Source organism: Gemmatimonadota bacterium (genome assembly GCA_016712265.1).
GTDB lineage: Bacteria > Gemmatimonadota > Gemmatimonadetes > Gemmatimonadales > Gemmatimonadaceae > RBC101.
Map to the genome: position 1 here is coordinate 39,355 of JADJRJ010000011.1, position 22,552 is coordinate 61,906.

Consider the following 22,552-nt stretch of genomic DNA (forward strand, 5'->3'; position numbering starts at 1 on the left):
TATGGCTGGATCAGTGAACAAAGCGATCATCATCGGCAACGTCGGGAAAGACCCCGAAGTCCGATCGACGCAGGGCGGCAAGAAGGTCGTCACGCTGTCTGTCGCGACGTCCGAGACCTGGAAGGACCGCAACAGCGGCGAGCGCCAGGAGCGCACCGAGTGGCACCGTGTCGTGATCTTCAACGAGCGTCTGGCCGAGGTCGCCGAGAAGTATGTTCGCAAAGGCGCGAAGGTCCACGTCGAAGGCGCCTTGCAGACTCGGAAGTGGACCGACCAGTCCGGCGCCGAGAAATACACGACCGAGATCGTGCTTCAAGCCTTCCGGGGCGAACTGACGCTGCTCGACGGCAAGGGTGGCGGGGACGCGGCCGACGCCGGAGACGGGTGGGAGTGAGGCGATGACGACGCTCGTCCGCCGCAAGCCCCGCCTCCGCTCTGGTATCGAGCGGGCACCGCAACGGGAGTTCCCGCAGCATCGCCAGTGGGTGCGCCAGACGCGCGCCTGCGTCGTCGAGGGCTGCGAGGACCGAATGATCGAGGCCGCGCACTTCGACGGGCCGGTCCCGGTCGAGGACATGGGCGGCAAGGGGATTAAGCGCCACGACCGATGGTGCCTGCCCTGCTGCCATCTCCATCACCGGGAGATGCACGCCATCGGCTGGCAGGCATTCGAGGCGAAGTACCGCGTCGACCTCAAGGCAGCGGCCGAAGCCCTTGCCAAGACGAGCCCGCATCGCTGGCGGTGGGAGGCGGAACGATGACCACGATGCACTTCGAGGCGAAGAAGCACGCCTATCGCCAGACGCAGGACGGGATCGTGGTGAGCTTCGTGGTCCATCCGAACGACGTCTGCGCCGACCTCGCCATCGCCCCGCTTGGGACGCAATACATCGTCGCCCTCGCGCCGTACACCGAAGAAGAACATCGTCCGCCTAGCTCAACTGGACCAGAGCACGGGGCTTCTATCCCTGCGGTTGGAGGTTCGAATCCTCCGGCGGACACCACCCCTGCCCCGAAGGAGCGTCGCCCCTTCCACACGCTGCCGAGAAGCCAGCAGGCGGCGATCCTGATCCAAGACGAGCGGTTCCGGCGATGGTGGGATGGCGGCAACGATCCGCTCCCCGACGCGGTAGACGCCGCCATCAAGGTCCACTTGGGCATCATCTCAAAGCGCAATTTGGACCAGCCCGGCCCGACTGCATTCGCGTGGGATGAACTGGTCGCCCGGTACAGGTTCGACACCGATCAGCCCACATGGGAGCGCCCCGCATGACCCCACCCGATCGCCACGAACTGCTCGACGACGCCCTGTCCCATGCCCGTCGTCTCGCACGGGGGCTGGGGATGATGGAGCCCGATGCGCTCGGCATCGCCAGCGCGGGCATGACACACCACTACGTCCGAGACCGGCACGCATCGGCTCTGCATGGGCTGATATTCGACCTGGAGGACGCGTTGAAGAAGGAGAAGGCGACATGCGCCTGACGATCCACGCGAGCGTCCCGCCAGAATGGTGGGAGCAGTGCGCGAGGGTGGCGGCTCGTTTCGATCGAGAGCACCCGGCCCCACACCGCGACTGCATCTATGGCATGCGGGACCCCAGCCCCGGCGACCTCAGCTTCTATGTCACGCGCACCAAGGCCGGGGGGATGGCGATCCGCGCATGGCAGGACAAGCCCACGAAGGAGCCCACGCCATGACCGAGCCGATGACGGATGCGGAGCTGGAAGTGTGGCGCGAAGTCCTCGCCGGACGCGAGTACAGCAGTCGCACTCTAGATGTCTACGCCACGGCGATGAGCCATCTCATCGCCCGCCTCGACGCCGAGCGTTCCCGAGCCGACGCCGCCGAGGCCGCCCGAGACGCGGCGCTCGCCAGGGCGATCCCGGAGCCGGTGCTGATGGAGACGATCGAGCAGGTCGAGGCGCTGCCGCCGGGCCTCTACCTCTACGGCAATCCGCGCGCACGAATTCTGGTCAACATCACGGAGCGCCATCCCGGCGGCGTCTGGACATTCCTCAGCACCGACGACGTCCGCAACGATCGCCTGATGGTAAACGTGTGGATCGCCGGCCCCCTCCCCGACCTACCCATCCCCACGAACGGAGATGCGAATGTCTAAGCGATCCGCGCGCGCCTCGGCCATGACCGGGCAGTGGACGGTCGGGATGCTGCGATCCGCGATCGAGCGAGCCCGGGGTGCGCACGTCATGAGCGTCGTGAACCCAACCATCCCGCACGGGAAGGCGCTCGACATCTATATGGCGGCCCTCGCTGATCTCGACGATGCCGAGCGTCCTGTTCCGATGGTGCCTGACGTCTACACCGGGCGGAACAGGCCCAGCGGCATGGCGCTGACCATGATCAACATCCTGCAGGATTGCGACAACCCGCCCATCCCCACGCCGACGCAGGAGGGCTGAAAATGGCCGATATCCCGGCCCTGAAATGGCGCCCGATCGCGGAAGCGCCGATGGATGGCACGCCGATCATCGGCACGCGCTTGCGAGCTCGCTATTCGGACGAGCGGTTCCTGGCCATCGTCTGGTGGCAGGCCGAGTTCGACGCATGGATCGCCGGCGCGCGAGAGATGTGCATGCACAACGGTTACACCTTCGAGGACGGCAGCGCGCGTCGCCTTCACTCGCCGGATATCCGGGAGCCCGATCACTGGGTTCCGTGGCCGCAGGACCCCGCCCACCCCTCCCGCGCCACGCCCGAGGAGCCGACCGATGACCGCTGAGACCATCACCAGAGAAGATATCAAGCGGCTGCGTGACGTCAGCCACCGCCAACGCGATCGTGCCTATCTGGGCGCAGGGTCCATTATCCGTGGCCGCTACGAAGCGCTCCTCGATATGGCCGAGGCCCACCTCGCCGAGCCCGCTCGCCTCGCCGCCGCCCGAGCCGAGGGGGTGCGGGAGGGGATCGAGATCGCGGCGCGCTACCATGAGGGCAAAGCGGACGTCTACCGGGACAACCGCGCTCAGTTCGGGTTTTTGCATACATCCTACGCTGCCGAAATTCGCTCCCTCTCCCCAGCGCCGGCCCCGTGGACCCCGACGCACCGGCACTACAAGGGCGGGCTGTATCGGGAGATAGAGCGGCTCCCTGATCGGTCGGACGATGGCGCCCGGCCAGAGGGCATCGTCGTATACGAGGGCGAGGATGGGGGGCGGCACTCGATCGACGCGCGGCGGTTCGACGGCATGGTAGCGGCCTACGCTCTCGACGGGGCAGTCAGTCCGACCGGCGAATACGCCCGCCGCTTTGAGCCGATCAATCCAGCGCCGGCCGAGGCGCCCAAGGCCCTCACGCGGTGTCAGGCCGCCAGCCTCCGCAACGATGGCGAATGCTCGCATCCGCTGTGCCCGGTGCCGCACGGCTCGAAGGGGGTCGCCCGGCTCGTCTGCACGCTCCCCGGCGTGGGCGACGACTATGTGGACGAGGACGACTTGCCGCCGGCCGAGGCGCCCACCACCCCGGCTTGTACCGTCGTCGTGTGGGATGGGCATGGCGATGTGCCGACGCCCCCGATCCTCGACGAGCAAATGAACCTATCCGCCGAAGACTGGCGGAGGATCGCGGAGGCGCTGCCAGCGCCGACCGTCGAGGCGAGCGCATCCGTGGCGGAGGGCTTGACCGTCAAGACGTATGACCCCGAGACGGGCCGCACGTCGATCCGAGATCGTCAGCCGCCGGGCCTTCCGAGCGGGTGGGTTCGCGGCGTCCAGTACCTCGCCAAGGATGGCCGAGGGCAGTGGTACTACCTCAACCATGATTGGACGTGGCAGACCTGCCCGCCGTCCGATAGCCCGTTCGAACACATCGCCGCCCTGGAGGCGGAGAACAAAGCGCTGCGGGAGCGCGGCGCTCTGGTCGTGCAGGCGCTCGACGGGCCGGGCGCCAACGCGCAATTGCTCGTGTCGGCCGTGGACGGTCTGCGCGCCCTCCTCCAGGGCCAGGGAGGGGCGGATGGCCGGTGAGCGGCTGACGGTGCTCGACGTCCCTCGATTGGCCGCCAAGATCAATGCGCGTGGAGCGTGCTGGCTATGGCTGGGCGCAGCGTCTCAGGACGGCTATGGCACTGTGGCCTGGAACGGGAAGACCCGAAAAGTTCACCGCATCTCATTCGAGATCACCAACGGGCCGATCGAGGCCGGGCTTTTCGTTTGCCATCGGTGCGACAACCCGCCGTGCGTTAACCCAGACCACCTGTTCGTCGGGACTGCGGCGGACAACATGCGGGACGCCCGCGCGAAGGGCCGGCTGCGAGCGACGATCACATCGGATCAAGCCCATTTCAAAGCTGGCCATGCCCCGCGCGGGGAGCGCGCGAGTGGTGCGCTGCTGACACAAGCCCAGGCCGCGGAGTTGCTTGTCCGCGGCGCCGCCGGAGAACGAACTTCTGATCTCGCGCGAGAGTACGGCGTTGGCCGCACCACCGTTCAACAACTCTTTCGCGGCGAAACTTGGCGTGACCTTGAGCGTCCCGCTGGACTGCCGCGGCCGAGCGGGCGCTACCAACGCCAAGCCGGCCGCCGCGCCCTGGAGGAGGCTGACCATGGTTGACGCACGGGTGCTGCGGGAACTGGCGCAGGAGGTCGCGCGGCTAAGCGGCTCGGATGCATCAATCGATGCATCAATTCGGCGGGCTCTTAGGGGCTGGCATCCCCTGTCGGGGGTCTTGATTACCCCTACGCGGACGCTTTCCGAGGCGGCGGAACTGATGCCGGAAGGCTGGTTCGTGAAGGTCGAGAAGAACAGCCACAACTGGTGGGTCTGCGTCGCCCGGAGCCGGGGCTACAGCGAGCAGTGGTCGTGCGACACCATAGCCGCGACTGAGCCGCTTGCTCGCGCCGCCTGCGCCCTCCGCGCCATCGCATCCGATATCGAGGCGAAGGAGGCCGATCGCCATGCCTGACTGGCGACGGATGGAAATGGCGCCCGGCGACGGCACGCCGATCCGCGTCCGCACGGCCGGCGGGCACGTTCTGATCGCCTCGTGGCGGCCAGTCGATGATCCCGATCAGGAGTGCGGCGCATGGCACGCCGAAACCGAAGGCGACCACCCTCCATGCTGGTCGGATGGCGTCTGCTGGGAGATCAACGAGGACATGGAGCCGAGCGATCCGCCCGCCGAGTGGCAACCCCTCCCCTCACCCCCGGAGACCGAGAATGGCTGAGACCCGCGACTTCCACATCAGCGACATCCTGACCATGACGACCGGAATGCTCGTCTCGACGCGTCATATGAGCGGTCTGCACGAGCTGGCCGAATGGATAGCCGGTGGCCCGGTCTGGACGCACCAGCTTCCCCGCGTCATGCGAGAGGCAGCTCCGGTGCTGCTCGCGGCGCACCCGCATCTCGCTGGCGCCGATTGCGAAGGCGTCACGCCTGAGAACATCGCGGCCCGGACTGCCGGGTGGGTGGCACAGTTCGGCGAAACGCTGCCGGTGCCGCGCATGTCCAGCGACCAGCACGAGCGGATCGACCCCATTTCGGAACTCGCCGAGAAGGTCCACCCGTCCCGCATCCTCGTCGTAGAGACCCCCGATGCCGGGTGAGACGATAGAGAGGGCGGCGATCCGGCGGTACACCACGGTCTGGTCCATGCCGCGCCCGATGCGGCACAATGGCGAGAAGGAGCCCCGCGCATGAACCAACCCACGACGCCGGAAGGGCTATCGACCACTCTCGCCCGCATCGAAGCCTTCAACCACGGTCTAGCAACCGACGGCATCAAGGCCGAGCGGTCCGTGATCGACGCCGCCAAGGGCATCGTCATCGACGCGCCCGACGACTGGCGCCTGCCGCAACTGTGCCTATCGGATGATGGCGAGATCGGTCTCGACTGGTACGGGCCGGGTGGCGAGATCCATATGGCTATCGATCTTGAAGTCGTTGCGTGGATCGCCATCGGGCCGGACCGCGGCTTAGCCGATGGTGGGGTTTTCGATCTGGGCGCGCCGATACCAGAGCCGGTCATCCTGCTGATGCATGCGATCTATTCGACGGAGCCCCGCGCATGAACGCCACCCCGATGACGGCGGAGGAATATGCAGGGCCGTGGACGACGGGCCGCGAAACGGTTGCGGCAGTCATGGCGCATCTTGCCGCCGAATACGGTGCCAACGCCTGCTGGGAATGGCCACGATCCCGGAACCGTACCGGATACGGCGTAGTCTGCTGGCAGGTCGGCCGGCGGAAGCGAGACAAGAGATCAACGTCGGCGCACCGTCTGGCTTGGATGGCCCACACCGGGCAATCTCTGGGTCGGCTCCAGTTCGTCTGCCACCGATGTGACAACCCGCCGTGCATTAACCCGGCGCACCTGTTCGTCGGCTCGCCGCAGGACAACACGACGGACATGATCGCGAAAGGCCGGCAATGGGCGGGGCCGCGGCCCGGCCGGCCGCGCCTACTCTCTCCCGACGCCGAACGCGTTGCGGCGCTGGACAGACGATCCTTGCGGGACGTCGCATGGGACTACGGCGTCACGTCTGGCACGGTTGCGCGGTGGCGCAGAGAGCATCGCCCCACCCCCACCGGGAGGGCGGAGGGATGAGCGGAGCGGCAACTCTCAACACGGCGCAGATGGCGCTACTGACCCGGCTCGCCAACAGGCACTACATAGGCCACTCGCGATACGGACGGGGCGCTTGGCTCTACTCCGCGGACCGCCGATGGCCACTCGGCAGAGTGCGGCTCGCAGACCTCCGCAATCTGGTCCGGCTCGGGCTCGTGGCGCGAAACGACCTCTACAATGATGACCCGAAGCAGTTCCCAAGTTGCGCGTTCATCACCCCCGCCGGCCGCGCCTATCTCTCCTCCCTGCCTGAGAGGACGACGAGATGAACAACCTATCGAGAACCTTCGTGGGCCATGCGGCCGACGTTGCTCTGGGAAACGAGATTCTGCGAGGCGTCGTCGGATCAACGGCGCACGGAACGGCCATCGAGGGGCAGGACGATCGCGATGAGATGGGCGTGTTCGTCGAGCCCGCAGAATACGTCTGCGGCCTGACGTCGTGCGACCACTACATCTACCGAGACAAGCCCGAGGGCGTTCGGAGCGGGCCGGGCGACCTCGACCTGACGATGTATAGCCTTCGCAAGTTCTGTCGTCTTGCCGCGGATGGGAATCCGACTGTCATCGTCCTGCTGTGGCTCCCGTCGCATGTCACGACGACGCCGATCGGGCGGGGCTTGGTGGGCATGCGCACGTCATTCATCAGCGCAGAGTCCGGGCGCCGATTTCTGGGTTACCTGACATCGCAAAAGATGCGGCTAACAGGCGAGCGGTCTCGCACGGTCAATCGCCCGGAACTGGTGGAGAAATACGGATACGACACAAAGTTCGCGATGCACGCGTTACGACTTGGCCTACAGGGCATCGAGATGCTGACGCATGGCCACATCAGCCTGCCGGCGCCAGAGCCCGATCTATCCACGCTGCGGGCGGTCCGGTCGGGCGCCGTGTCCTACGACGAGGCGCTGGCACTCATCAGCGACGCAGAGCAGCGGCTGAAATGGCTGGTAGACGACAGCCGGCGAACTGTGGACCGCACCGCCATCAACCGATTCCTCGTCGAGGCGCACAACGACCACTGGTCCCGCCCCACCCCCGGAGACGCCGCATGAGCGACGAGCACCACATGATCGCCTGCGGCCAGCACGCTGAGGCGCGGCGCGTGGCCGAAGCCCGCATCGCCGCCCTCGAAGCCACGGTTGCGAGGCTGACGGCTGTGATTTCCCCAAGCGACCTTCGGGCTTTCGAGACGGCGTGGGCCGCTGACGCCGCAAGCGGCGGAGACGGCACGCTCGCCGCCCTCACCGTCTTCCTGGAACGGAGGATGAAGGGATGATGACGGACTACAGCGCGAAAGCGCCACGCGAAGTCCTGCGCCGCCTGCTGGCGATGGCAACGCCCGGCCCGTGGACCACGGACGGAGAAAACCGCGACGACTTGCAGAAACCGTATCGCTTCGGCCCGCAGGTCGTCTATGCCGATACCGATTGCGATGTGCATCCGATCGCCGATTGCTCGTGCAACCATACATGCCGAGACGAAGACGAAGCGGCGAACAACGGGAAGCTGATCGCGGCGGCGGTCAACGCACTCGGGCCACTGCTCGATTACATCGACGAACTCGAAGCCAAGGCCCGCCCATGACCACCATCCGAGAGACGATCGCGCGGGCGATCTATGCCAGCTTTGCCGGCGGCACGTCCGACGAGACCTTGGACGACATGGCGTCGGCGATCGCCGAGAGCGGCGCCGACGCCGTCCTCCGCGCCCTCGACGAGGCGGGGCTGGTGGTGGTGAGGAAGGATGCGGCTACGGCGCCTGACGAGCGCGGATTGCGCTGATCTTCGCCCGGCAGTCCTCCCCCGCCGCGCGGAGGAGTTGTTGTTCATGTAATGTTCTAGTATGTTAGCGAAGCCGACGCGCGTTGGAGCGCTGCGCCGGCTTCTGACCAACCGTCATGTGGAGCATGACCGCGATGGCTTCCGATTCCATACCAGAAGAATGGCGTCCGGTGGAAGGCTGGCCTTACGAGGTCAGCAGTCTCGGGCGCGTGCGGCGCGCGATTGATAGCCTTGGGGCCTCCGGCACATATCCGGGCCGCATTGTGTCGCCGAAACCGCATCCTACTGGATACTTTTATGTGGTTTTGAGTAAGAACGCCAAAACCCAAACCAAGAAGGTGCACCGGCTGGTCGCCGAAGCGTTTCACGGACCGGCGCCAGACGCGAAGTCGCATGTCGCTCATTGGGACGGGAACCCTACGAACAATGCCGCATCGAACTTGCGGTGGGCGACACCCGCGGAGAACTATAGGGACACTGTTCGCCACGGTCGCGCGTACAGAGGCACTGCCGCTTGGACAAACAAACTCTCCGATGAGGACGTCAAGGCCATACGGCATCTGGCGGCTGAAGGTCGTATGTTGCAACGCGAAATCGCCGCATCATACGGGATCGACCAAGCTCATGTGTCTCAGATACACTTGCGTAAGCGGTGGAAGTGGCTCGTTTAGTTATCGCGCGGGAAAGCCCGCAGCCGCCTCGCCTCTTCCACCCACTTCCCCGTCGCCCTGATCTGCGCCTCTAGGCCGATAGCCCACTCGTAGACCCGGAGCAGGTACTCTGCGGCATCAGCATTGGTCACCGGGGGCGATGGCACCGCAGGCCGCTCAGGGACGCGCAGGAGGGCTTGGGGAGGGGCCAGCGGCTCCACCCGCGTCACCACGATCGGGCCCGGCGTCGAGCTGGCGCACGCGCTCAACAGCAACCCGAATGCTGTCGGGAGCAGGATCATTCGCATCGGGGGCGCTCCGTATCTCTCGGACGATGGTGACGATGCGGGAGCGGATCACGTCCCGGCCAGTCTCGACCGAGACCACGGCCCGGTCTGCGGCGTCGGTGATGGACTGGCGGATCGCCGCCTCTTGCGCCTGGCGCTTCAGATCGTCCCCGAGTTTCGCGATGGCCTTGTCCTTGGCCTCGATCGTGGCGGCGAGCCGCCCCTTGTCCTCGATGGCGTCGTAGGCGAGGTAGCCCACCCCGCCGAGGGCTGCGGTCAGGCCGAGGATGGCCCACCAGGTGACGGGGATCACCGGACCGCCCACTGCCAGAGACGCCGCAGCGGGCCGACCGGATCGGGGACCGGGATGCGGGCCACCAGCTCGCCGTCGAGACGGCCCCATGCCAGCGCACGGAACCGGGCCTCGGCCTCGTCGGCGTCACGCGCTTGGAGGGTGAAGCACCACCGCCCGCCCTGGAAGGGATATGAGAAGGTGAAGGTCTTGTCGTCGGTCATGGCCGCGCTCCGCTCTACTCGCACCACCCCATCCGCCGCCCGTACTCCCTGGCCGCGCTCTCGGACCCGAACCCGGCGAGGTAGCTGGTTCCGGAGCCGTCGAACTCGTCGAACCACGGCTCGCGGGCCTGCCACTGCCACGGCGGCGTGTCCCGGAGGACGTGGGCGAGGGTGACCTTCTCGCGGGTCAGCATCAGGCCAGCACCATCGCCGCGGCCGTGACCGTGTAGAGGATGGCGCCGTGGCCCAGCGCCCCCAGCCACGTCGCGTGCGGCTCGCGATCGGTCAGGCCCCGGGCGATGAACCCGGCCTCGTAAGTCGCCACCTTCGCGACCCCGGCGAGCAGGACGGCAGCAGCCGCGATCCACGCCTCGTGCCACGCCAGGACGCCAGCAGGGGCGAGCGTGACCAGCGCGCCCGTGCCCGCCATGGCGAGGTACGCCATCGGCACCGACAGGCCCTTCCGGCTCTCGTAGAACCGCAGCCCGAGCCCGCCCATGTGTCCAAGCGACCATGCGCCGGACATGCCGGCCCAGATCAGCCCCGCCTCGACCCAGCCGTAGGCGACGAACCCGAACACCGCCGCCGGCAGGCCGAACATGGCGATCCCGACCTCCTTCGCCTTCGTGAACGAGGGCGCGCCGGGAAGCCGGCCCTGATCGCGGACGTGCGCCCAGAACAGGCCCCAGACGAGGCCGAGCACCGCGGCCAGCACGGCGAGGATGATGGTCATGATGGGGGTCTCCGAACGTGTGCAGAAAATGCACGGGTTGCGTCGATTTCGTTTGACCGGCAGCTCGGCGCGTCCTATCATTAGGACATGAGGGAAGGGCAATCGCCCGCCCGCCAGAGGCAAGGAGCCCGGTCATGGCCATCAAAATCCGCACCCCCGAAGAGATCGCCGCCCGCGTCGCGAAGGCAGAGGCGCGGAAGGCCGCCTCTGCCCAGCGGCACATCGACTACATGCGCGAGCACCCATCGGCCCCGATCGAGTTCGCCCCCGCCACCGGCCGGATCGACCTGTCGCCGCTGCCGACGAGCGCGGCTGCGTTCCGCGCCAAGATCAATCGTCGCTGAGGGCCGAGCCATGACGACCTATCCCGACTGTGATCTCGACCGTTCCGCCTACCACGCTGCCGTCCGTTACGTCGGCATCGAGGGATGGCCGACGTTCGTGTTTCCAGGCGCCCATGGGCGCTTCGTGGACGCCGCGGATCGCGCCCGGCGGCTCGTTGATGCCCTCCGGCTGGCCGGGGAGACCGGCGCCCAGGCATGGGTCACGACGACCGGCGAACGGCCGTCGGGCTTCCCGCGCATGGGGCAGCCGCTCGGTCCGACCATGGCGTCCGTCCGCCCCCCGGAATGACGCGCGACGAGTTCCAGCGCACCGCCATCGCCATTCTGCGGTCCGCCGTGGGATGGCAGTCGGCCATCGCCCGCCGGCTCGGGGTCGAGCCTCGAACGGTGCGGCGGTGGTTGGCCGGCGGCGAGTTCCCGCCCGACATCGAGGCCCGTCTCGGCGCCTTGATCGGCGCCAGCGATATCAGCCCGTGGCCTCGAGACGAGTGGATGATCGGGGATGCGCTCGGCGGCGATGGCCGGCGCCGGGAATATATCGCGCATCTCCAGCCGCCGCGCTTCGTAGCACGGGTCGTCGCCCTCGATGAGAACGGAGAACCCGAGGCCGACGAGTTCCCCGCCGACATCCTATCCGGCACGGTCTATCAGGCCGACCCGGAGACGGTGCTGTGCGAAATCGACTGGATCGACGACGTCCCGCCCGGTCAGCGGGCGCAATGGCTCGACGCGGCAGCTGATGCGATCGAGCGGGAATCTTAGCCTACCCCGCGTCTGGATCGTCCACTCGGCCGGTCACCCGGCCGCGTCGTCGAGATCGCTCTTGCGCTGCGCCGTGATCTGCATCCGGGTCGATTCGTAGCTGGCCCAGGTCTGCCGCCGGTTCCGATCGTCGTAGGCCGCGCCGGCGATGTAGGCCATGACGACCGACCCCAGCAGCATCGCCAGCGATGTCGCGATCGTCTCGTGCAATCGGCTGTCGTGCCGGCCAGCCAGCATCAAGTAGGCGAGCCCGACCATGCAGAACGACAGAGTGAGCCAGACCGCGCGCCGGCGCAGCCTCCACGACGTCTCCAGTCCATTGAGGCGAGGATCGCCGTCAGCCGGCACGCCGGATGCCCTCGTCGATCACGCCGTCCGGATACCAGCCGCCATCCGGTTCCGGACCGCGGCCGTTCTCGTGTCGGATGATCGCCTTGACCAGCGACCGCAGGGTATCGAGGTCGTCGATATCGATCACCGCATCCGGCGCGACGCCCAGCTTCCGCGCCACCGTCACGAAGTACGCTTCGGTGTCGTTCTCGTTCGGGGGCGCCCAGCGGTTGATGATCCCCTCGACCGTCCGGAGGTCGTGCTTGTCGTAATAGGTCCGCAGCACGCGGACGATGGCGCGGATGCCCCACTCGGGTTCGTCGAAGACGATGAAGCGGGGATCGCCGGACTGGTCGGCCGACATTCCGGCCCACTTCGTTCCGGTGCGGTCGATGTTCCCCGGGTTATTCCCGCGCACTCCGCGCGGCAGTTGGGCCATAGCGGATTCCCTTGTCTTTGATGGTGTGGTATAGGAGAGGGGCCTTAGCGGGGTCAGAACTGCGAACGAACACGCAGCACCGCGGCGAGGGTGGTGGGCTACTCCCTCACCCTCGCCGCGATCTCCGCGGCTTGGCGGAGGACTTCACCCGCGGTCATTCCTGCCGGGCCCGTGTCGCGACGAGCGCCAGCACCTCGTCGATCCGCCGGTTGATGCCCTGGATGCCCATGTCGAGCCGGCTCAGGTCCTCGCGCCGGGCGCTTTCCGCGCGAACCGTGTCGATCTTCGATTCCATGCGCATGATTTCTTGGTCGTGGTCGCTGCGGACCTCTCGAATTTGCGCCTGCACCCGCTTGATGATGCCGAACGCCAACGACGCGACGCTGACCAGCACGCCCGCCCCGGTCAGGACGTGGCCGATGGTGATCTCCACCGCCATCACGCGCCGCGCTCCACCAGAACGAGCCGCCACTTCTCACCGACGCCGAGCAGGCAGGACACTCCACTCGGCATCTCGCGAACGGCGGTCCACGTCGCGCCATCCTTCGTGGCGTAGATCACGAGGACACCGCCGTTCCGCATCTCGCCGGTGGCGATCTTCCGCTCCTGGAACTGCCGCTCCAGCTCTGCCGCGACCTCGCGAGTGGGGCCGCACGACTGCTGGGCGAGCGCCGGGGACGCCAGCAGCAGAAGTGCTGCGGCGGAAAGCCATTTCAGCATCTCGGGTCTCCGCGAAGAATGTTTCGGGGAATGTCCGCCCTTTCACGAAGAGCCGAGGGGCGGTAGGGTGGCGGCCTCAACCTATGGAGGCGACCAGTGGCGCGGATCGCGTCTATACTCGTCTTGCTGGGAATTCTGGCCGGATGCGGGCCTCGAATGTCGATCGCGGATCAATGCTCGCAGTACGGATATCGACCGGGAAGTTCGGCGCACGCCAACTGCCAGATGCAACTGTCGATCGCCGATCAGAACTTGCAGCAGCAGCGCAGCAACAACCTGACCCGCATGGGGATGCAGATGATGCAACCACCCCCTTCGCCGGGGATGACGACATATCGTTTTCCCTCCGGGAACACGATGACCTGTAGCCAGGTCGGCAGCATGGTGAGTTGCCATTGAGCGTGGCGGACCATGCGTGGTCATGGGCTGCGTTCGGTCTGGGTGCGATCGTCTATGTGGGGCTGGTCGCAGTTCTTCTTATCGTGATCCGGTTTTCCCCGGGGGCGCCGAAATGGGCGCGCTGGCCTATGGCCGCCACTTTGACAGCAACGTTGGTCGCCACTGCTGTATGGTTCGTTTCGTCTAGAAGCCTGCCAGTTGCGGTCGGCGGAGCCGTCGCCGGGGTCGTTTCCGCAATCGCCTATCGGCTACGATACGGCCAGTGGTGGGACGCGGGCTAGAAGCGCCCGGCCTGTTCGTCCAAGGTGACGCCAGTCGCCGTCCCCAGGACACCCGGAGGGGGAAGGAGTCGACTCGGGGTCGCGTCCACCATGCCGGCCGCGCGAACGCCCTGCACAAGCCGTGTGGCCGGTGCGAATATCCCCGCAACAGCCGCCTTAGATTGTGGCGATGCCAAAGGCAGCATGGAAATAAGCTTCTGCACGAAGTTCGCCTGCGCGACGGCGGTGTTCGACGTGTTGTCGCCCCCGGGAACACGGATCGTCGAGCGGGCGCCGACCCGGGCAAGCTGACGGATCAATGACCGCTCTTCCGGCGTGAACAGCATCCGCATGACTTCGGCGTTGTCCCGGAATGCGTCGTTGACGGCGCCGGCGAAGTTCGCCCCGGAAAATACCCGCTGCCCTTCCGACGCCACCCCGCCGTCTGCCGATCGCGCGAGCCGCAGAAACGCCTCCTGCCTGATCTGGTTCCACTGTTCGTCTGGGAGCGCGGCGCGGAGATTGCGGAGGTCGCGCACCATTCCGAACTTGTTGGCGCCGAGTGACGACGAGCCGAAAATGAGATTCGCCGCCTCCAGTGGACTGACCACCGGGTTGCCCGCGGCATCCTTCTGCACCAGTCGGGCGATGATGTTCTTCTGGCCCGTCGCGTCCTTGACGTCCTTGAACAGCGTTGCGTAGCTGGAATGGGCGCGGCGGGCATCGCGCCATGCCTTGATCGCCGCCGGGTCTCCGCTGACGAGATCGGCGTCGAGCAACCGTTGCAGCCCGGAATCCACCTCTTGAATCGCGCGACGCAGCGCCGTGCTGTCGGCGTCCGGCATTCCCTTCGCGAGGTTCGACGCCTGCCTGCGCCACCGCTCCAGGGACGTCAGCAGCACCTCGCGATTGCCGGGCTGTGCGCCGGAGATGGCGTCCAGGCTCTCCAGCATTTTCGCCGTCTTGGGCGTCAGCGCAGGATCGATCATGAAGTCGCCGAGCGCCCCGCGGACTTCATGAGACAGCCGGAGAGCATCCCGCCCCGGGATCGCCGCCGCTGTCCCGCGCGCCGTCGCATACAGATCGTCGACGTTCTTCTTCGCCACGTCGCGCGCATTGGACAAGGCGGACTGCACCGCCGCCGCTCCCTGGCCAGGAGCCGTCACCACCGGACCCACATCACCCGCCATACGCTGCGGAATGGCCTTCAGATTGGCGCGGAGCGCGTCGTCGGCCTGCTCCCTGGCGCCGATCATCGTGGCCGCGGCGCCCTGCCCGTAGGCGCCCTTCCGCATCATGCTCTCGGTCATCTGCTGGCCGGGTTGGCCAGAAACATCACCCCGCGTCAGCGGAACGGGGACCGGGAGCGTCTGCGCGTCGGTGTAGCGCGCGGCGTGGGTCGGGTCGACCGCTGACTTGGCCTCCCTTCCAAAGCGCGCCGCCCACTCTTTCGAGATATCCGCCGGGTCGATGCCCAGCTTCTGCACCTCGCGGATGCCAGCCTCGGTCAACCGGCCGGTCTTGGCATCGAACAGTGCCGGCGACCCGAAGATGGCGCGATACGCCTTGCCAACCAGCGGGACGGCGAGTTCTCCCGCAGCACCGAGCGCGCCGGCCGTGACGGCATCGCCCAGGTCCATGCCCGCGGTTGCCCCGCTTTCCTGAGCCAGCTTGTCGGTCGCGAGCGAACCCGCGGCAACGCCCGCCCCCGTTCCGACCGCGCGGCCCAGCAGCCCCAGCGCGGCCCCACCCGCCTTCCCCGCCAGCCCCGCGAACGGCATCGTAATCATCATCTGAGTGAACGTATCGTCCACATCCTGACCGGAAACTCCGGGGCTGTTGAGGTAGTACCGCTTGCCCTCGTACTCGACCCACGCATTGCCGAACTTGTCGGTGCCAGCGTTTGTGATCTTCTCTTTCAGTCCCTGTCGGAGAATGTCTAGCTTTCGGTCATCGGTGCGACCAAGCGACATTCTCGCCGACGTCTCGCCCCAGCCCGGGACCTGGAGGCGCGGGAACTCTTCGTAGTTGAACTCGCGACGATCGTTGCCCGTGATCGCGTTCGATACCGCATCATAGGCGCCGAGCGCTTGGCGCCCGAGCCATGACGTGGCGGTCGCCGCAGCGTTCGATGGCTCGGGCACGCCTTCCGTGTCCCGGACGCGGGCCACCTTTTCCCATTCGTCGGGTTCGGATTTCGGCACCGCCACCGAGGCCCACGGATCGTCTGCCATCACTTCCGCTCCATCAACCGCGTGCCGCCCTTCCCATCCGGAGCGAAAAGACGCTGCCCTTGGGAAGAGCCAGAAGAGCGGGATCGTTCGGATCGGTGAACGTCGGAATGGAGCCGTCACCACGCCCGACCGGAACCGTTTGCACCCGCGTCCCGGTGCCGTCCGGGGTCGGCGTCTCGACGCGCAACGTTTCCGTGGGAGCGGGGGGCGGCGGCGGTTCGGCGGGAGGTCCAGCCGCCCCCGTCGGATTCGGAGCAGCCCGCGGCGGAACGGCCGCGGGAATCTCTGGCGCCTGCACCCCGGCGAACAGCGGATTCTTCTCCGACCAGTCGGCGAGGTACAGTTCCCATCCGTTGAGACTGTTGTTGTTGGACTTCCGATATTCCTCCATGAGACGCGCCACTTCGACTGCTCGCTTGTTCAGCGACTTGGCCGTCTCGACCATCAGCTTGCGCCCCTCCGGCGTCGTCTCCAGCCCCGGGACCATCGACTGCAAGAACTGGCGGTCGGCATCGGACATCGCGCCCGGCATACCCGCCCCGCCGGCCGGGTTGCGAAGTGTCAAGGCGATCTCGTTTGCGAGCGCAGACGCGGCCTCCGCCTGCGCGACCTCCGCAGGCTTCCCGAAAATGGTCGGAGCGTTCTTCCCGAGGATCGTCGACAGCCCCTTCTGGAGTTCCATCAGGGACGTGCTGTATTTTCCGGTCTGGACGCCTTCGAGAAGCTGAGACATGCGGTCGAGCCGAGCATTGCTCGAAATCGCTTCCGCGGCACCCTTCTGGACGTTTGTGTAAGCCTCTGCCTGCGCCCCGGCGACCTTGCGGGCGAACTCCGTCTCGGCCTTGTTGTCTATGTTGACCGTTGCGCCACCGCCGACCCGAGCTGCGTAGTCTCGGATGAGCTTCTGACCCTCCGGAGAAGATGGATCGATCCCGGCCTCGCGCATCGCCCGCATGACGGGGCTCTCGCCTTCGCCCCTGATCTTCGCCATCGCGGCTTCATACTGCTCGGGCGTGATCCGGCCGGCGCGTAGGTCGGATTGCAGCTTGCCGGCATCCGAAAGCGGCTTGTCGCCTCCGACGTTCTGCATGGCGCCCGTCTTCTTGTTGTAGAGGACGCCATCGGACATGGCGTATTCGCCGCCGTCCTTCTGGTCGAACTGCGCCAACTGCATCCCGAGCTTGAAGCGGTCGAGGGTGTCCTGACGGGCAAGGTTCTGACCCTGGGTGAGAGTGGCGTTGCCAGCCTGTAGGCCCGCTCCCAAGCCCCCGAGGAAGTCCGGTCGGTTGGACTGCATCATCGCGGCCCCGGCGTTGATGAGGGCGTCGGCCCACGGGCGCCCCTGCCGTTCCGGCATGAGCTGGGACGCGATCTGGAGATATGGGCTGAGGGCGGACAGGCCCTGGGGCTGGGGGCGGGCGCCGAGGGCGGAGATGCCCGCGGTCGGCTGCATCCCAGCCACCCGCTCGCCCATGGCCGCGATGTTGGCGAGGCCCTGGTCCTCGTCATAGGGCTGCTGCATCGGTTGCGCTCCCCCGGGCTGGCCGGTGATGACGGACGCGATCTGGTCGCGCGTGTAGTGCTTCTTCCCCGCCTCTACCGTCGCCATGGCTTCCATGAGGGCGGATTTCACGGCGGGGTCGGAGAGATTGAGCGGCTGCGTCGGATCGACGCCCATGGCATCGGCGACGCGCTTCACATATCCGTTGGTGTTGTTCTCCGAAGGCGGAGCCCAGCGGTTGACGATGCCTTCGATCGAGGTCAGGCCGTGCCGCCTGGCATAGCTGTCGAGGTTCTTCGACATTGCCATGATGCCGGCTTCGGGCGTCGCAAACCGGACGAACGGCCCGTCCTGTTCGGGCGCCATCCCGGCCCATTGGACCGAGGATTGGCGAATGGCTCCGGGATTGTTGAGGCGGATCGAAAGCGGATCGGAATACGCCCCGCCCATCAACTCGTCGTCACCGCTCCCCCATGTGAAATCGGGAAGGGCGGATAGGCCGAGCATCAGACGCCATAGCCCCAGTAGTCGTAGTCCATGAAGGACCCGAAATCAGCGCCGAGGTTATCCGCCGACGCCAAGTCACCAACGATGCCGCCAAGGGATTCCGTCCCATCATTGACGAGAAGGCCGGAGCCGACGTCGCTTCCCGTCCCGCTCAGACCGCTTCCACCCGTCAGCCACCCGTTCCTGCCGAACGCCCCGGTATTGCCGAGGGATGCCGGCGCCTGCGGTGAGGCCGCCCAGAATCTGCGTCCACAGGTTCGGGTCCGGGGTCTGCTGGGTCGTTGTCGATGCCCGGCTCAGGCCGTTGCCGTTGACGATCCGGCTCAACTTATCGAGCTGCGTCCACGGGTAGTTCTGCTGTTCCTGCCAGTCGGAATAGGCGATATCCGCGTTCCGTTGGGCGAGGGAGCGATCGAGCGATCCGATCCCGAGCAGGGCTTCGACGTCCCGATAGGCGTTCGTCGAGGCGGAGTTGCCGAGGTTGCCGAGAAGCTGGGCGGCCCCAAGCTGCTGCCCCAGGGCGGACAGGCCCAATCGCTGCGCGTCGAGCCCCGACGACTGGTTGGCGAGTGCTGCGCGGAGCAGCGAGTTCTGGTTCTGCGCCGCAGCCTGCAACCCCATCTGGGCGGTGCCGAGGTCGGCCTGTAGCAGCCGGTTCGCGTCGTTCTGCCAGACGCCCTGCGCGTTGGTGTAGTTCTGCGCCCGGGACTGGTTCGTCAGCTCCCCTGCCTGCCGCGCGACCTGCGTGGACAGGTTGCTGTCGTAGAGGCCCTGTCGCGACCCACCGAATGCCCCGGACTTCGCGAACCGGGCATCGGCATTCGCCTGCTGCCGGGCCGCGGCGTCCTCCAACTGCCGAACCGCGGCCTGCGTGACCAGCGATTCATAGGGGTTCATGTAGCGCGAGATATCCGCCTGTGGGAACATCTGCGCGCCAACCACCTGCGAGCCGATCATGGGCGAGTTGACCCGCTCAAAGGACGGGTTCGTCATCCCGCCCGCAGACCCGAAAATCTGCTGTGCCATGGACTGAGCTTGGGAATTGGCCGGCTGCCAGTTCCCCTGCGCGTCCTGTACCCCCTGGAACGCCTGCTGCTGGTAGGGGGAGAGAGGCGCTACGCGGGCGTAGGGATACGCCTCGTAGGGCGTGTTCTGGTAGACGTTCATTCCCTCCGACAGGAGGTATTGAAGCGCCGCGTTGAGGGTATCCGGGAGGGTGGTGGTCTGCGTGGTCGTCGGCATCGGACGGCCTCCTCAGTTCCCCGCCTGCTGGGCGTACCAGTCGAGGCCGGACATTCCGTCCCCGGCCATCGGCGCGGGCTGCGGATAGACCTTCGGTTGCGAGGGCGCGAACGCGGGCGGCTGTGCCGGCGTGGTCTGGCCGTAGACCTTCGGCCCCGTGGGCGGCATGTATTTCGGCCCGGTCGGCGCCGTGTAGGGCTGCGGCGTCCCCCACTGCTTCGGCCCCGTGGGCGGCGTGTAGGACGGCTGCGTCGGGCCGTACTGCTTCGGGCCGGTGGGCGGATAGAACTTCGGGCCGGACGACATGCTGTAGGTATTGCCTCCGTCGAGCGACGTCGGCATCTGCGCGGACGCGGCCGGCATGGGGGATGCGTTGAACCGCTGCGCGTAAGGCAACGGGTTCGTCGGCCGCTGTCCTGTCTGCCCCCACATGCCGCCCGCCGGCATCGGCCCGCCCTGCGCCGGGGGAAGGCTGCCGATCCCGCCCGTCCCCTGCTGGCGCTGGGACACCATCTGCATGATGGCTTGGAACACCTGCGGGTTGGACTGGGCAATGTGCTGCAACAGCGCCCCGAAGGAAGTGCTCGACGACTGGTTCCACATCTGGCGATCCCCCGAGGGTCAGTAGGTGAACGGCGAGCGGAACTCGACGGTCTGCGAGTTCGGCTGCACGTAGTTGATCCCGCCGTCACCCGGATCGGCGGACTGGTAGGTCGGATATCCGTAGGTCGATGACCCGTAGCCCAGGTTGAGCAGCGACAGCCACGACAGGGGATCAACGGTGGACTGCTGCTGGGTCGCGCCCGTGTCCGTTCCCGTGCCCGAGGTCGGCATCCCGAAGAAGAAGTTGATCGGGAGGGAATAGGGGTTCGTTGTCCCCGGAGTGAGCCCGGTCCCCGTCGTCGTCGTGCCGTTGGTGTTCGTCCCGCCGCCGGTCTGCTGGTTCCCACCCGTGTTCCCGCCCGTGTTGACGGGCGTCGTCGGAACCCCGCCTCCGGTGGGCGTGGTCGGAGCGCGTCCGTAATTCCCCGTGATCGGCGTGTTGTTCCCGTCCCGAAGGGTGGTCAGATCGACCCCGGAGAGGCTTCCCATCCGGGCGTTCGCTCCGGTCGAGCCCCACAGTCGCCATGGGTCCTGCGTCCCGGTCGCGGAGTAGTATTTCTCGCTGTACGGCGTGACGATCGGCGTCCCATCGGCGTTGACGAACTTGCCGTTCTGGTTGCGATACGCGCCATATACGGTGTCCCAGTAGAGCCCGTTGCCGGCGGGCTCCAGCTTGATCTCGCCGTTGGCGTCGGACGTGTAGAGCGACCCGTCCGGGTGCCGCCAGATCGTGAACCCGGTGACGGGCTCCATCGACAGCAGTTCCGACCCCCGATCCCAGCCGGGCGAGTTGTTGGAGTAGTCCAGCGCGCCGCCCATGATCGACCCGCCGGGCGTGCCGGCGGACATCGCGTTCGCGATCCCGGCCGGCGTCCCGCCCGTCGTCGTCCCGATCGGTGCCGTGGACACCCCGGAGAGAACCTGCCCGAGGTCCGTGGGGCCGATCGTGTTTCCCGAGGGGATCGATCGCCCCTGCGAAATCTGCCGGTTGATCCGGTTCTGCACCTGCGCGTTGAATCCGGGAACGGCCTGCTCCAGGGGCTTCCTGATCTGGTTGAACTCGGCCGAGTTGATCGGGATGCGGTTGAGCCCCGGCATCTCCCGATAGATCTGATCCGCGGCCTGAAGGCTGGTCATCGTGCCTTCCAGGCCGTTCGGGTCGTACCCGGCCGACAGGGCCATCTCGACCGCGTTGACGTTCACTTTGCCGGAATAGATATCGTCGAGTGGAACGTTCACGACGTTCGGCCAAGAACCCACGGTGATGTAGCCCCGTTCCAGCGGGCTTTCCCGGACGGTCGGGTTGTTCTGGTTGGCGAGCCCCTGATAGCTGCCGTTCTGGTAAACCGCCGGGCCGTAGTCGAGCGTATCGAGGCCGAAATAGTTGTTGATGGCGAGGTATGCGTCGCGGCTGTTCGGGTCGACACCGATCGACGATGCCAGTGCTGCGAACTGCTCCGGGGTCAGGTCGGCGATCTGGGAGAATGTCGGGTCCCAATCCCCGCCGAAGCCCGGTCGCGGATCGTAGATGCCGAACGACTGGTTGTTCTCGGGCGTGAACCCGGAGGCGACCGGAATCTGTCCGTACCGGTTGAAGTACGCTTCGAGGTTCCGGACCTGGTCCTGCCCGGTGCCGAAATCGAAAGTGTTGAAGCCCGTTCCCAAGGGCTGGGTCGGCCCGCTTTCCGGCGGGGCCGGGGGCGCGACGTAGCCGACCGGGACGGTGCCGTTGACATACGGACTCTCGTTGAGGAATCCGTTGCCGCCCCAATTGCCGATCCGCTCCGGCTGTCCCGCGGCCCCCAGGATGTTCGCGGCCTGCTGCTGGGTCGCATACGGCTGGGTATCGATCCAGTCGTTGAACGCACCGCCGCCGAAGTTCCCGGTGTAGCCGAGCTGCTGGGCGAGCTGCTGGTTGACCTGGTAGTTGTCCGGGTTCGACCCCCAGGACTGGTCGCCAGAGGTTTCCGCCATCGGCGAGCCGTAGTTGTTTGCCGATCCGTCGTCCTGCGGCGCGCCCGCGCCCCAGTCCATGATCCGGTTCGACTGCCCGGCGTCGCGCAGAATCTGCTCGGCCTGCTGGCGCTGCTCGGGCGTCGCGTTCGCCATGTACTGGTTGAACCCGCCCGTCGATCCGCCCGTCCAGCCGCCGAAGTCGCCGCTGAATCCGGTCGCCTGCGCAAGCTGACGATTCACGTCCTGATTGGCGGACGAGCCCAGTTCCGATTGTCCTGCGGAGCGGCGGCGGACATCGCGGATGCCGAATTGTTCTGCGGCGGCGCGCTTTCCTGTGGCGGCGCAGAACTCGCGGTCCCGGTCGACGGGTCCCACCAGTACGTCCCGTTGACCGGGTCGGACACCATCTGAGCGGCGAATTCCCGCGCGCCGGTTTTCGGGTTGCGACTGTTCTTCGGATGCCCGACGACGTACTGAGCGGGGTCGAGGCCCGCCTGCATCATCGCTTGGGAGGCGTGCTGCCGAAGCGCGGGATCGGCCTCCCAGACACCCCGCGGAACCACAACCTCGCCCGGCGTCAGGTGGCCGACGGTGTTGTCCCCGAACCGCCCCTTCTTCGCCATGTCTCGGACGGACTTGCCCATCGCGGGCGCGTTGTGGTCGCGGACCTTGCGACGGGTGGTCATCTTCATGGGC

Annotated in this window: 38 protein-coding genes and 1 tRNA gene; 23 read left to right on the top strand and 16 right to left on the bottom strand. The window is 66.8% G+C overall.

Translation table 11 applies throughout. The features are described 5' to 3' along the window. The first annotated feature begins 1 nt into the window (after nucleotide 1). The 20 genes from ssb to IPK85_02040 all read left to right on the top strand — a co-directional run bounded on the left by ssb (nucleotide 2) and on the right by IPK85_02040 (nucleotide 9,044). A complete protein-coding gene (gene ssb, locus IPK85_01945; GenBank protein MBK8246159.1) occupies nucleotides 2–394 on the top strand; it encodes a single-stranded DNA-binding protein in 393 nt (130 codons plus the stop codon). A 4-nt stretch (nucleotides 395–398) separates the two neighbouring features. After that, complete coding sequence (locus IPK85_01950) at nucleotides 399–761, top strand: DUF968 domain-containing protein (GenBank protein MBK8246160.1); 363 nt, start codon at nucleotides 399–401, stop codon at nucleotides 759–761. Nucleotides 762–926: 165 nt separating this feature from the next. Further along, nucleotides 927–1,004 (top strand) — tRNA-Arg (locus IPK85_01955). Between the two features lie 265 nt (nucleotides 1,005–1,269). After that, entirely contained in the window at nucleotides 1,270–1,485 is a 216-nt protein-coding gene (locus IPK85_01960) for a hypothetical protein (GenBank protein MBK8246161.1), read from the top strand. After that, a complete protein-coding gene (locus tag IPK85_01965) occupies nucleotides 1,476–1,700 on the top strand; it encodes a hypothetical protein (GenBank protein ID MBK8246162.1) in 225 nt (74 codons plus the stop codon). Before IPK85_01960 ends, IPK85_01965 begins: the two co-directional genes overlap by 10 nt. Continuing rightward, the gene (locus tag IPK85_01970) at nucleotides 1,697–2,122 is read left to right on the top strand and encodes a hypothetical protein (protein ID MBK8246163.1); all 426 of its coding nucleotides are present in this window, start codon (nucleotides 1,697–1,699) and stop codon (nucleotides 2,120–2,122) included. The genes IPK85_01965 and IPK85_01970 overlap by 4 nt, the downstream gene beginning before the upstream one ends. Further along, nucleotides 2,115–2,423, top strand: coding sequence for a hypothetical protein (locus IPK85_01975; protein MBK8246164.1), 309 nt, complete (start codon nucleotides 2,115–2,117; stop codon nucleotides 2,421–2,423). Before IPK85_01970 ends, IPK85_01975 begins: the two co-directional genes overlap by 8 nt. Nucleotides 2,424–2,425: 2 nt before the next feature. Next, nucleotides 2,426–2,743 carry a hypothetical protein gene (locus tag IPK85_01980; protein MBK8246165.1) on the top strand — a complete coding sequence of 106 codons (318 nt, stop codon included), beginning with the start codon at nucleotides 2,426–2,428 and terminating at the stop codon, nucleotides 2,741–2,743. Next, nucleotides 2,733–3,986 carry a hypothetical protein gene (locus IPK85_01985; GenBank protein ID MBK8246166.1) on the top strand — a complete coding sequence of 418 codons (1,254 nt, stop codon included), beginning with the start codon at nucleotides 2,733–2,735 and terminating at the stop codon, nucleotides 3,984–3,986. The genes IPK85_01980 and IPK85_01985 overlap by 11 nt, the downstream gene beginning before the upstream one ends. Next, nucleotides 3,976–4,572, top strand: a complete 597-nt coding sequence (locus tag IPK85_01990) for an HNH endonuclease (GenBank protein MBK8246167.1) — start codon at nucleotides 3,976–3,978, stop codon at nucleotides 4,570–4,572. The genes IPK85_01985 and IPK85_01990 overlap by 11 nt, the downstream gene beginning before the upstream one ends. Then, on the top strand, nucleotides 4,565–4,924 hold the full coding sequence (locus tag IPK85_01995) for a hypothetical protein (protein ID MBK8246168.1): 360 nt from the start codon (nucleotides 4,565–4,567) through the stop codon (nucleotides 4,922–4,924). The genes IPK85_01990 and IPK85_01995 overlap by 8 nt, the downstream gene beginning before the upstream one ends. Next, the gene (locus IPK85_02000) at nucleotides 4,917–5,186 is read left to right on the top strand and encodes a hypothetical protein (GenBank protein MBK8246169.1); all 270 of its coding nucleotides are present in this window, start codon (nucleotides 4,917–4,919) and stop codon (nucleotides 5,184–5,186) included. The genes IPK85_01995 and IPK85_02000 overlap by 8 nt, the downstream gene beginning before the upstream one ends. Then, the gene (locus tag IPK85_02005; protein ID MBK8246170.1) at nucleotides 5,179–5,568 is read left to right on the top strand and encodes a hypothetical protein; all 390 of its coding nucleotides are present in this window, start codon (nucleotides 5,179–5,181) and stop codon (nucleotides 5,566–5,568) included. The genes IPK85_02000 and IPK85_02005 overlap by 8 nt, the downstream gene beginning before the upstream one ends. A gap of 90 nt (nucleotides 5,569–5,658) precedes the next feature. Continuing rightward, entirely contained in the window at nucleotides 5,659–6,033 is a 375-nt protein-coding gene (locus IPK85_02010) for a hypothetical protein (protein ID MBK8246171.1), read from the top strand. Then, a complete protein-coding gene (locus tag IPK85_02015) occupies nucleotides 6,030–6,569 on the top strand; it encodes an HNH endonuclease (protein ID MBK8246172.1) in 540 nt (179 codons plus the stop codon). Before IPK85_02010 ends, IPK85_02015 begins: the two co-directional genes overlap by 4 nt. A 286-nt stretch (nucleotides 6,570–6,855) precedes the next feature. Next, nucleotides 6,856–7,644 carry a nucleotidyltransferase domain-containing protein gene (locus IPK85_02020; GenBank protein ID MBK8246173.1) on the top strand — a complete coding sequence of 263 codons (789 nt, stop codon included), beginning with the start codon at nucleotides 6,856–6,858 and terminating at the stop codon, nucleotides 7,642–7,644. Then, nucleotides 7,641–7,868, top strand: a complete 228-nt coding sequence (locus IPK85_02025; GenBank protein ID MBK8246174.1) for a hypothetical protein — start codon at nucleotides 7,641–7,643, stop codon at nucleotides 7,866–7,868. Before IPK85_02020 ends, IPK85_02025 begins: the two co-directional genes overlap by 4 nt. Further along, complete coding sequence (locus IPK85_02030; protein ID MBK8246175.1) at nucleotides 7,865–8,176, top strand: hypothetical protein; 312 nt, start codon at nucleotides 7,865–7,867, stop codon at nucleotides 8,174–8,176. The genes IPK85_02025 and IPK85_02030 overlap by 4 nt, the downstream gene beginning before the upstream one ends. Next, a complete protein-coding gene (locus tag IPK85_02035) occupies nucleotides 8,173–8,373 on the top strand; it encodes a hypothetical protein (GenBank protein MBK8246176.1) in 201 nt (66 codons plus the stop codon). The genes IPK85_02030 and IPK85_02035 overlap by 4 nt, the downstream gene beginning before the upstream one ends. Nucleotides 8,374–8,507: 134 nt before the next feature. Then, nucleotides 8,508–9,044: an HNH endonuclease gene (locus IPK85_02040; GenBank protein MBK8246177.1), complete on the top strand. Its 537-nt coding sequence runs from the start codon at nucleotides 8,508–8,510 to the stop codon at nucleotides 9,042–9,044. Here IPK85_02040 and IPK85_02045 read toward each other — a convergent pair. From IPK85_02045 to IPK85_02065, 5 genes are read right to left on the bottom strand one after another with little or no spacing between them, the layout of a single operon-like run. Then, complete coding sequence (locus IPK85_02045) at nucleotides 9,041–9,190, bottom strand: hypothetical protein (GenBank protein ID MBK8246178.1); 150 nt, start codon at nucleotides 9,188–9,190, stop codon at nucleotides 9,041–9,043. The two genes, IPK85_02040 and IPK85_02045, sit on opposite strands and share 4 nt — an antisense overlap. Before the next feature lie 10 nt (nucleotides 9,191–9,200). After that, the gene (locus tag IPK85_02050) at nucleotides 9,201–9,623 is read right to left on the bottom strand and encodes a hypothetical protein (GenBank protein ID MBK8246179.1); all 423 of its coding nucleotides are present in this window, start codon (nucleotides 9,621–9,623) and stop codon (nucleotides 9,201–9,203) included. Then, nucleotides 9,620–9,826 (bottom strand): hypothetical protein, encoded by a 207-nt coding sequence (locus tag IPK85_02055; protein MBK8246180.1) that lies wholly within the window; start codon nucleotides 9,824–9,826, stop codon nucleotides 9,620–9,622. The genes IPK85_02050 and IPK85_02055 overlap by 4 nt, the downstream gene beginning before the upstream one ends. Before the next feature lie 14 nt (nucleotides 9,827–9,840). Further along, nucleotides 9,841–10,020, bottom strand: a complete 180-nt coding sequence (locus tag IPK85_02060; GenBank protein MBK8246181.1) for a hypothetical protein — start codon at nucleotides 10,018–10,020, stop codon at nucleotides 9,841–9,843. Continuing rightward, nucleotides 10,020–10,559 (bottom strand): hypothetical protein, encoded by a 540-nt coding sequence (locus tag IPK85_02065; GenBank protein ID MBK8246182.1) that lies wholly within the window; start codon nucleotides 10,557–10,559, stop codon nucleotides 10,020–10,022. The genes IPK85_02060 and IPK85_02065 overlap by 1 nt, the downstream gene beginning before the upstream one ends. A 134-nt stretch (nucleotides 10,560–10,693) precedes the next feature. On the opposite strand from IPK85_02065, the gene IPK85_02070 reads away from it, so the two are divergent. From IPK85_02070 to IPK85_02080, 3 genes are read left to right on the top strand one after another with little or no spacing between them, the layout of a single operon-like run. Next, complete coding sequence (locus IPK85_02070) at nucleotides 10,694–10,903, top strand: hypothetical protein (GenBank protein MBK8246183.1); 210 nt, start codon at nucleotides 10,694–10,696, stop codon at nucleotides 10,901–10,903. Nucleotides 10,904–10,913: 10 nt separating this feature from the next. Then, entirely contained in the window at nucleotides 10,914–11,192 is a 279-nt protein-coding gene (locus IPK85_02075) for a hypothetical protein (protein MBK8246184.1), read from the top strand. Next, nucleotides 11,189–11,665: a hypothetical protein gene (locus tag IPK85_02080; GenBank protein ID MBK8246185.1), complete on the top strand. Its 477-nt coding sequence runs from the start codon at nucleotides 11,189–11,191 to the stop codon at nucleotides 11,663–11,665. Before IPK85_02075 ends, IPK85_02080 begins: the two co-directional genes overlap by 4 nt. 33 nt (nucleotides 11,666–11,698) lie before the next feature. On the opposite strand, the gene IPK85_02085 is transcribed toward IPK85_02080, so the two are convergent. The 11 genes from IPK85_02085 to IPK85_02135 all read right to left on the bottom strand — a co-directional run bounded on the left by IPK85_02085 (nucleotide 11,699) and on the right by IPK85_02135 (nucleotide 22,548). Further along, the gene (locus IPK85_02085) at nucleotides 11,699–12,013 is read right to left on the bottom strand and encodes a hypothetical protein (GenBank protein ID MBK8246186.1); all 315 of its coding nucleotides are present in this window, start codon (nucleotides 12,011–12,013) and stop codon (nucleotides 11,699–11,701) included. Next, complete coding sequence (locus tag IPK85_02090) at nucleotides 12,003–12,434, bottom strand: structural protein (GenBank protein MBK8246187.1); 432 nt, start codon at nucleotides 12,432–12,434, stop codon at nucleotides 12,003–12,005. Before IPK85_02090 ends, IPK85_02085 begins: the two co-directional genes overlap by 11 nt. A 154-nt stretch (nucleotides 12,435–12,588) precedes the next feature. Then, nucleotides 12,589–12,873: a hypothetical protein gene (locus IPK85_02095; protein MBK8246188.1), complete on the bottom strand. Its 285-nt coding sequence runs from the start codon at nucleotides 12,871–12,873 to the stop codon at nucleotides 12,589–12,591. Next, nucleotides 12,873–13,154: a hypothetical protein gene (locus tag IPK85_02100; GenBank protein MBK8246189.1), complete on the bottom strand. Its 282-nt coding sequence runs from the start codon at nucleotides 13,152–13,154 to the stop codon at nucleotides 12,873–12,875. The genes IPK85_02095 and IPK85_02100 overlap by 1 nt, the downstream gene beginning before the upstream one ends. Nucleotides 13,155–13,399: 245 nt before the next feature. Further along, nucleotides 13,400–13,567 (bottom strand): hypothetical protein, encoded by a 168-nt coding sequence (locus tag IPK85_02105; GenBank protein ID MBK8246190.1) that lies wholly within the window; start codon nucleotides 13,565–13,567, stop codon nucleotides 13,400–13,402. A gap of 263 nt (nucleotides 13,568–13,830) precedes the next feature. Beyond that, a complete protein-coding gene (locus tag IPK85_02110) occupies nucleotides 13,831–16,047 on the bottom strand; it encodes a hypothetical protein (GenBank protein ID MBK8246191.1) in 2,217 nt (738 codons plus the stop codon). 13 nt (nucleotides 16,048–16,060) lie between these two features. Further along, entirely contained in the window at nucleotides 16,061–18,055 is a 1,995-nt protein-coding gene (locus IPK85_02115; GenBank protein MBK8246192.1) for a hypothetical protein, read from the bottom strand. A 108-nt stretch (nucleotides 18,056–18,163) separates the two neighbouring features. Continuing rightward, complete coding sequence (locus tag IPK85_02120) at nucleotides 18,164–19,297, bottom strand: hypothetical protein (protein MBK8246193.1); 1,134 nt, start codon at nucleotides 19,295–19,297, stop codon at nucleotides 18,164–18,166. A gap of 12 nt (nucleotides 19,298–19,309) precedes the next feature. Then, a complete protein-coding gene (locus IPK85_02125; protein ID MBK8246194.1) occupies nucleotides 19,310–19,900 on the bottom strand; it encodes a hypothetical protein in 591 nt (196 codons plus the stop codon). Nucleotides 19,901–19,918: 18 nt separating this feature from the next. After that, the gene (locus tag IPK85_02130) at nucleotides 19,919–22,096 is read right to left on the bottom strand and encodes a hypothetical protein (protein MBK8246195.1); all 2,178 of its coding nucleotides are present in this window, start codon (nucleotides 22,094–22,096) and stop codon (nucleotides 19,919–19,921) included. Continuing rightward, on the bottom strand, nucleotides 22,093–22,548 hold the full coding sequence (locus IPK85_02135; protein ID MBK8246196.1) for a hypothetical protein: 456 nt from the start codon (nucleotides 22,546–22,548) through the stop codon (nucleotides 22,093–22,095). The genes IPK85_02130 and IPK85_02135 overlap by 4 nt, the downstream gene beginning before the upstream one ends. Nucleotides 22,549–22,552 lie beyond the last annotated feature (4 nt).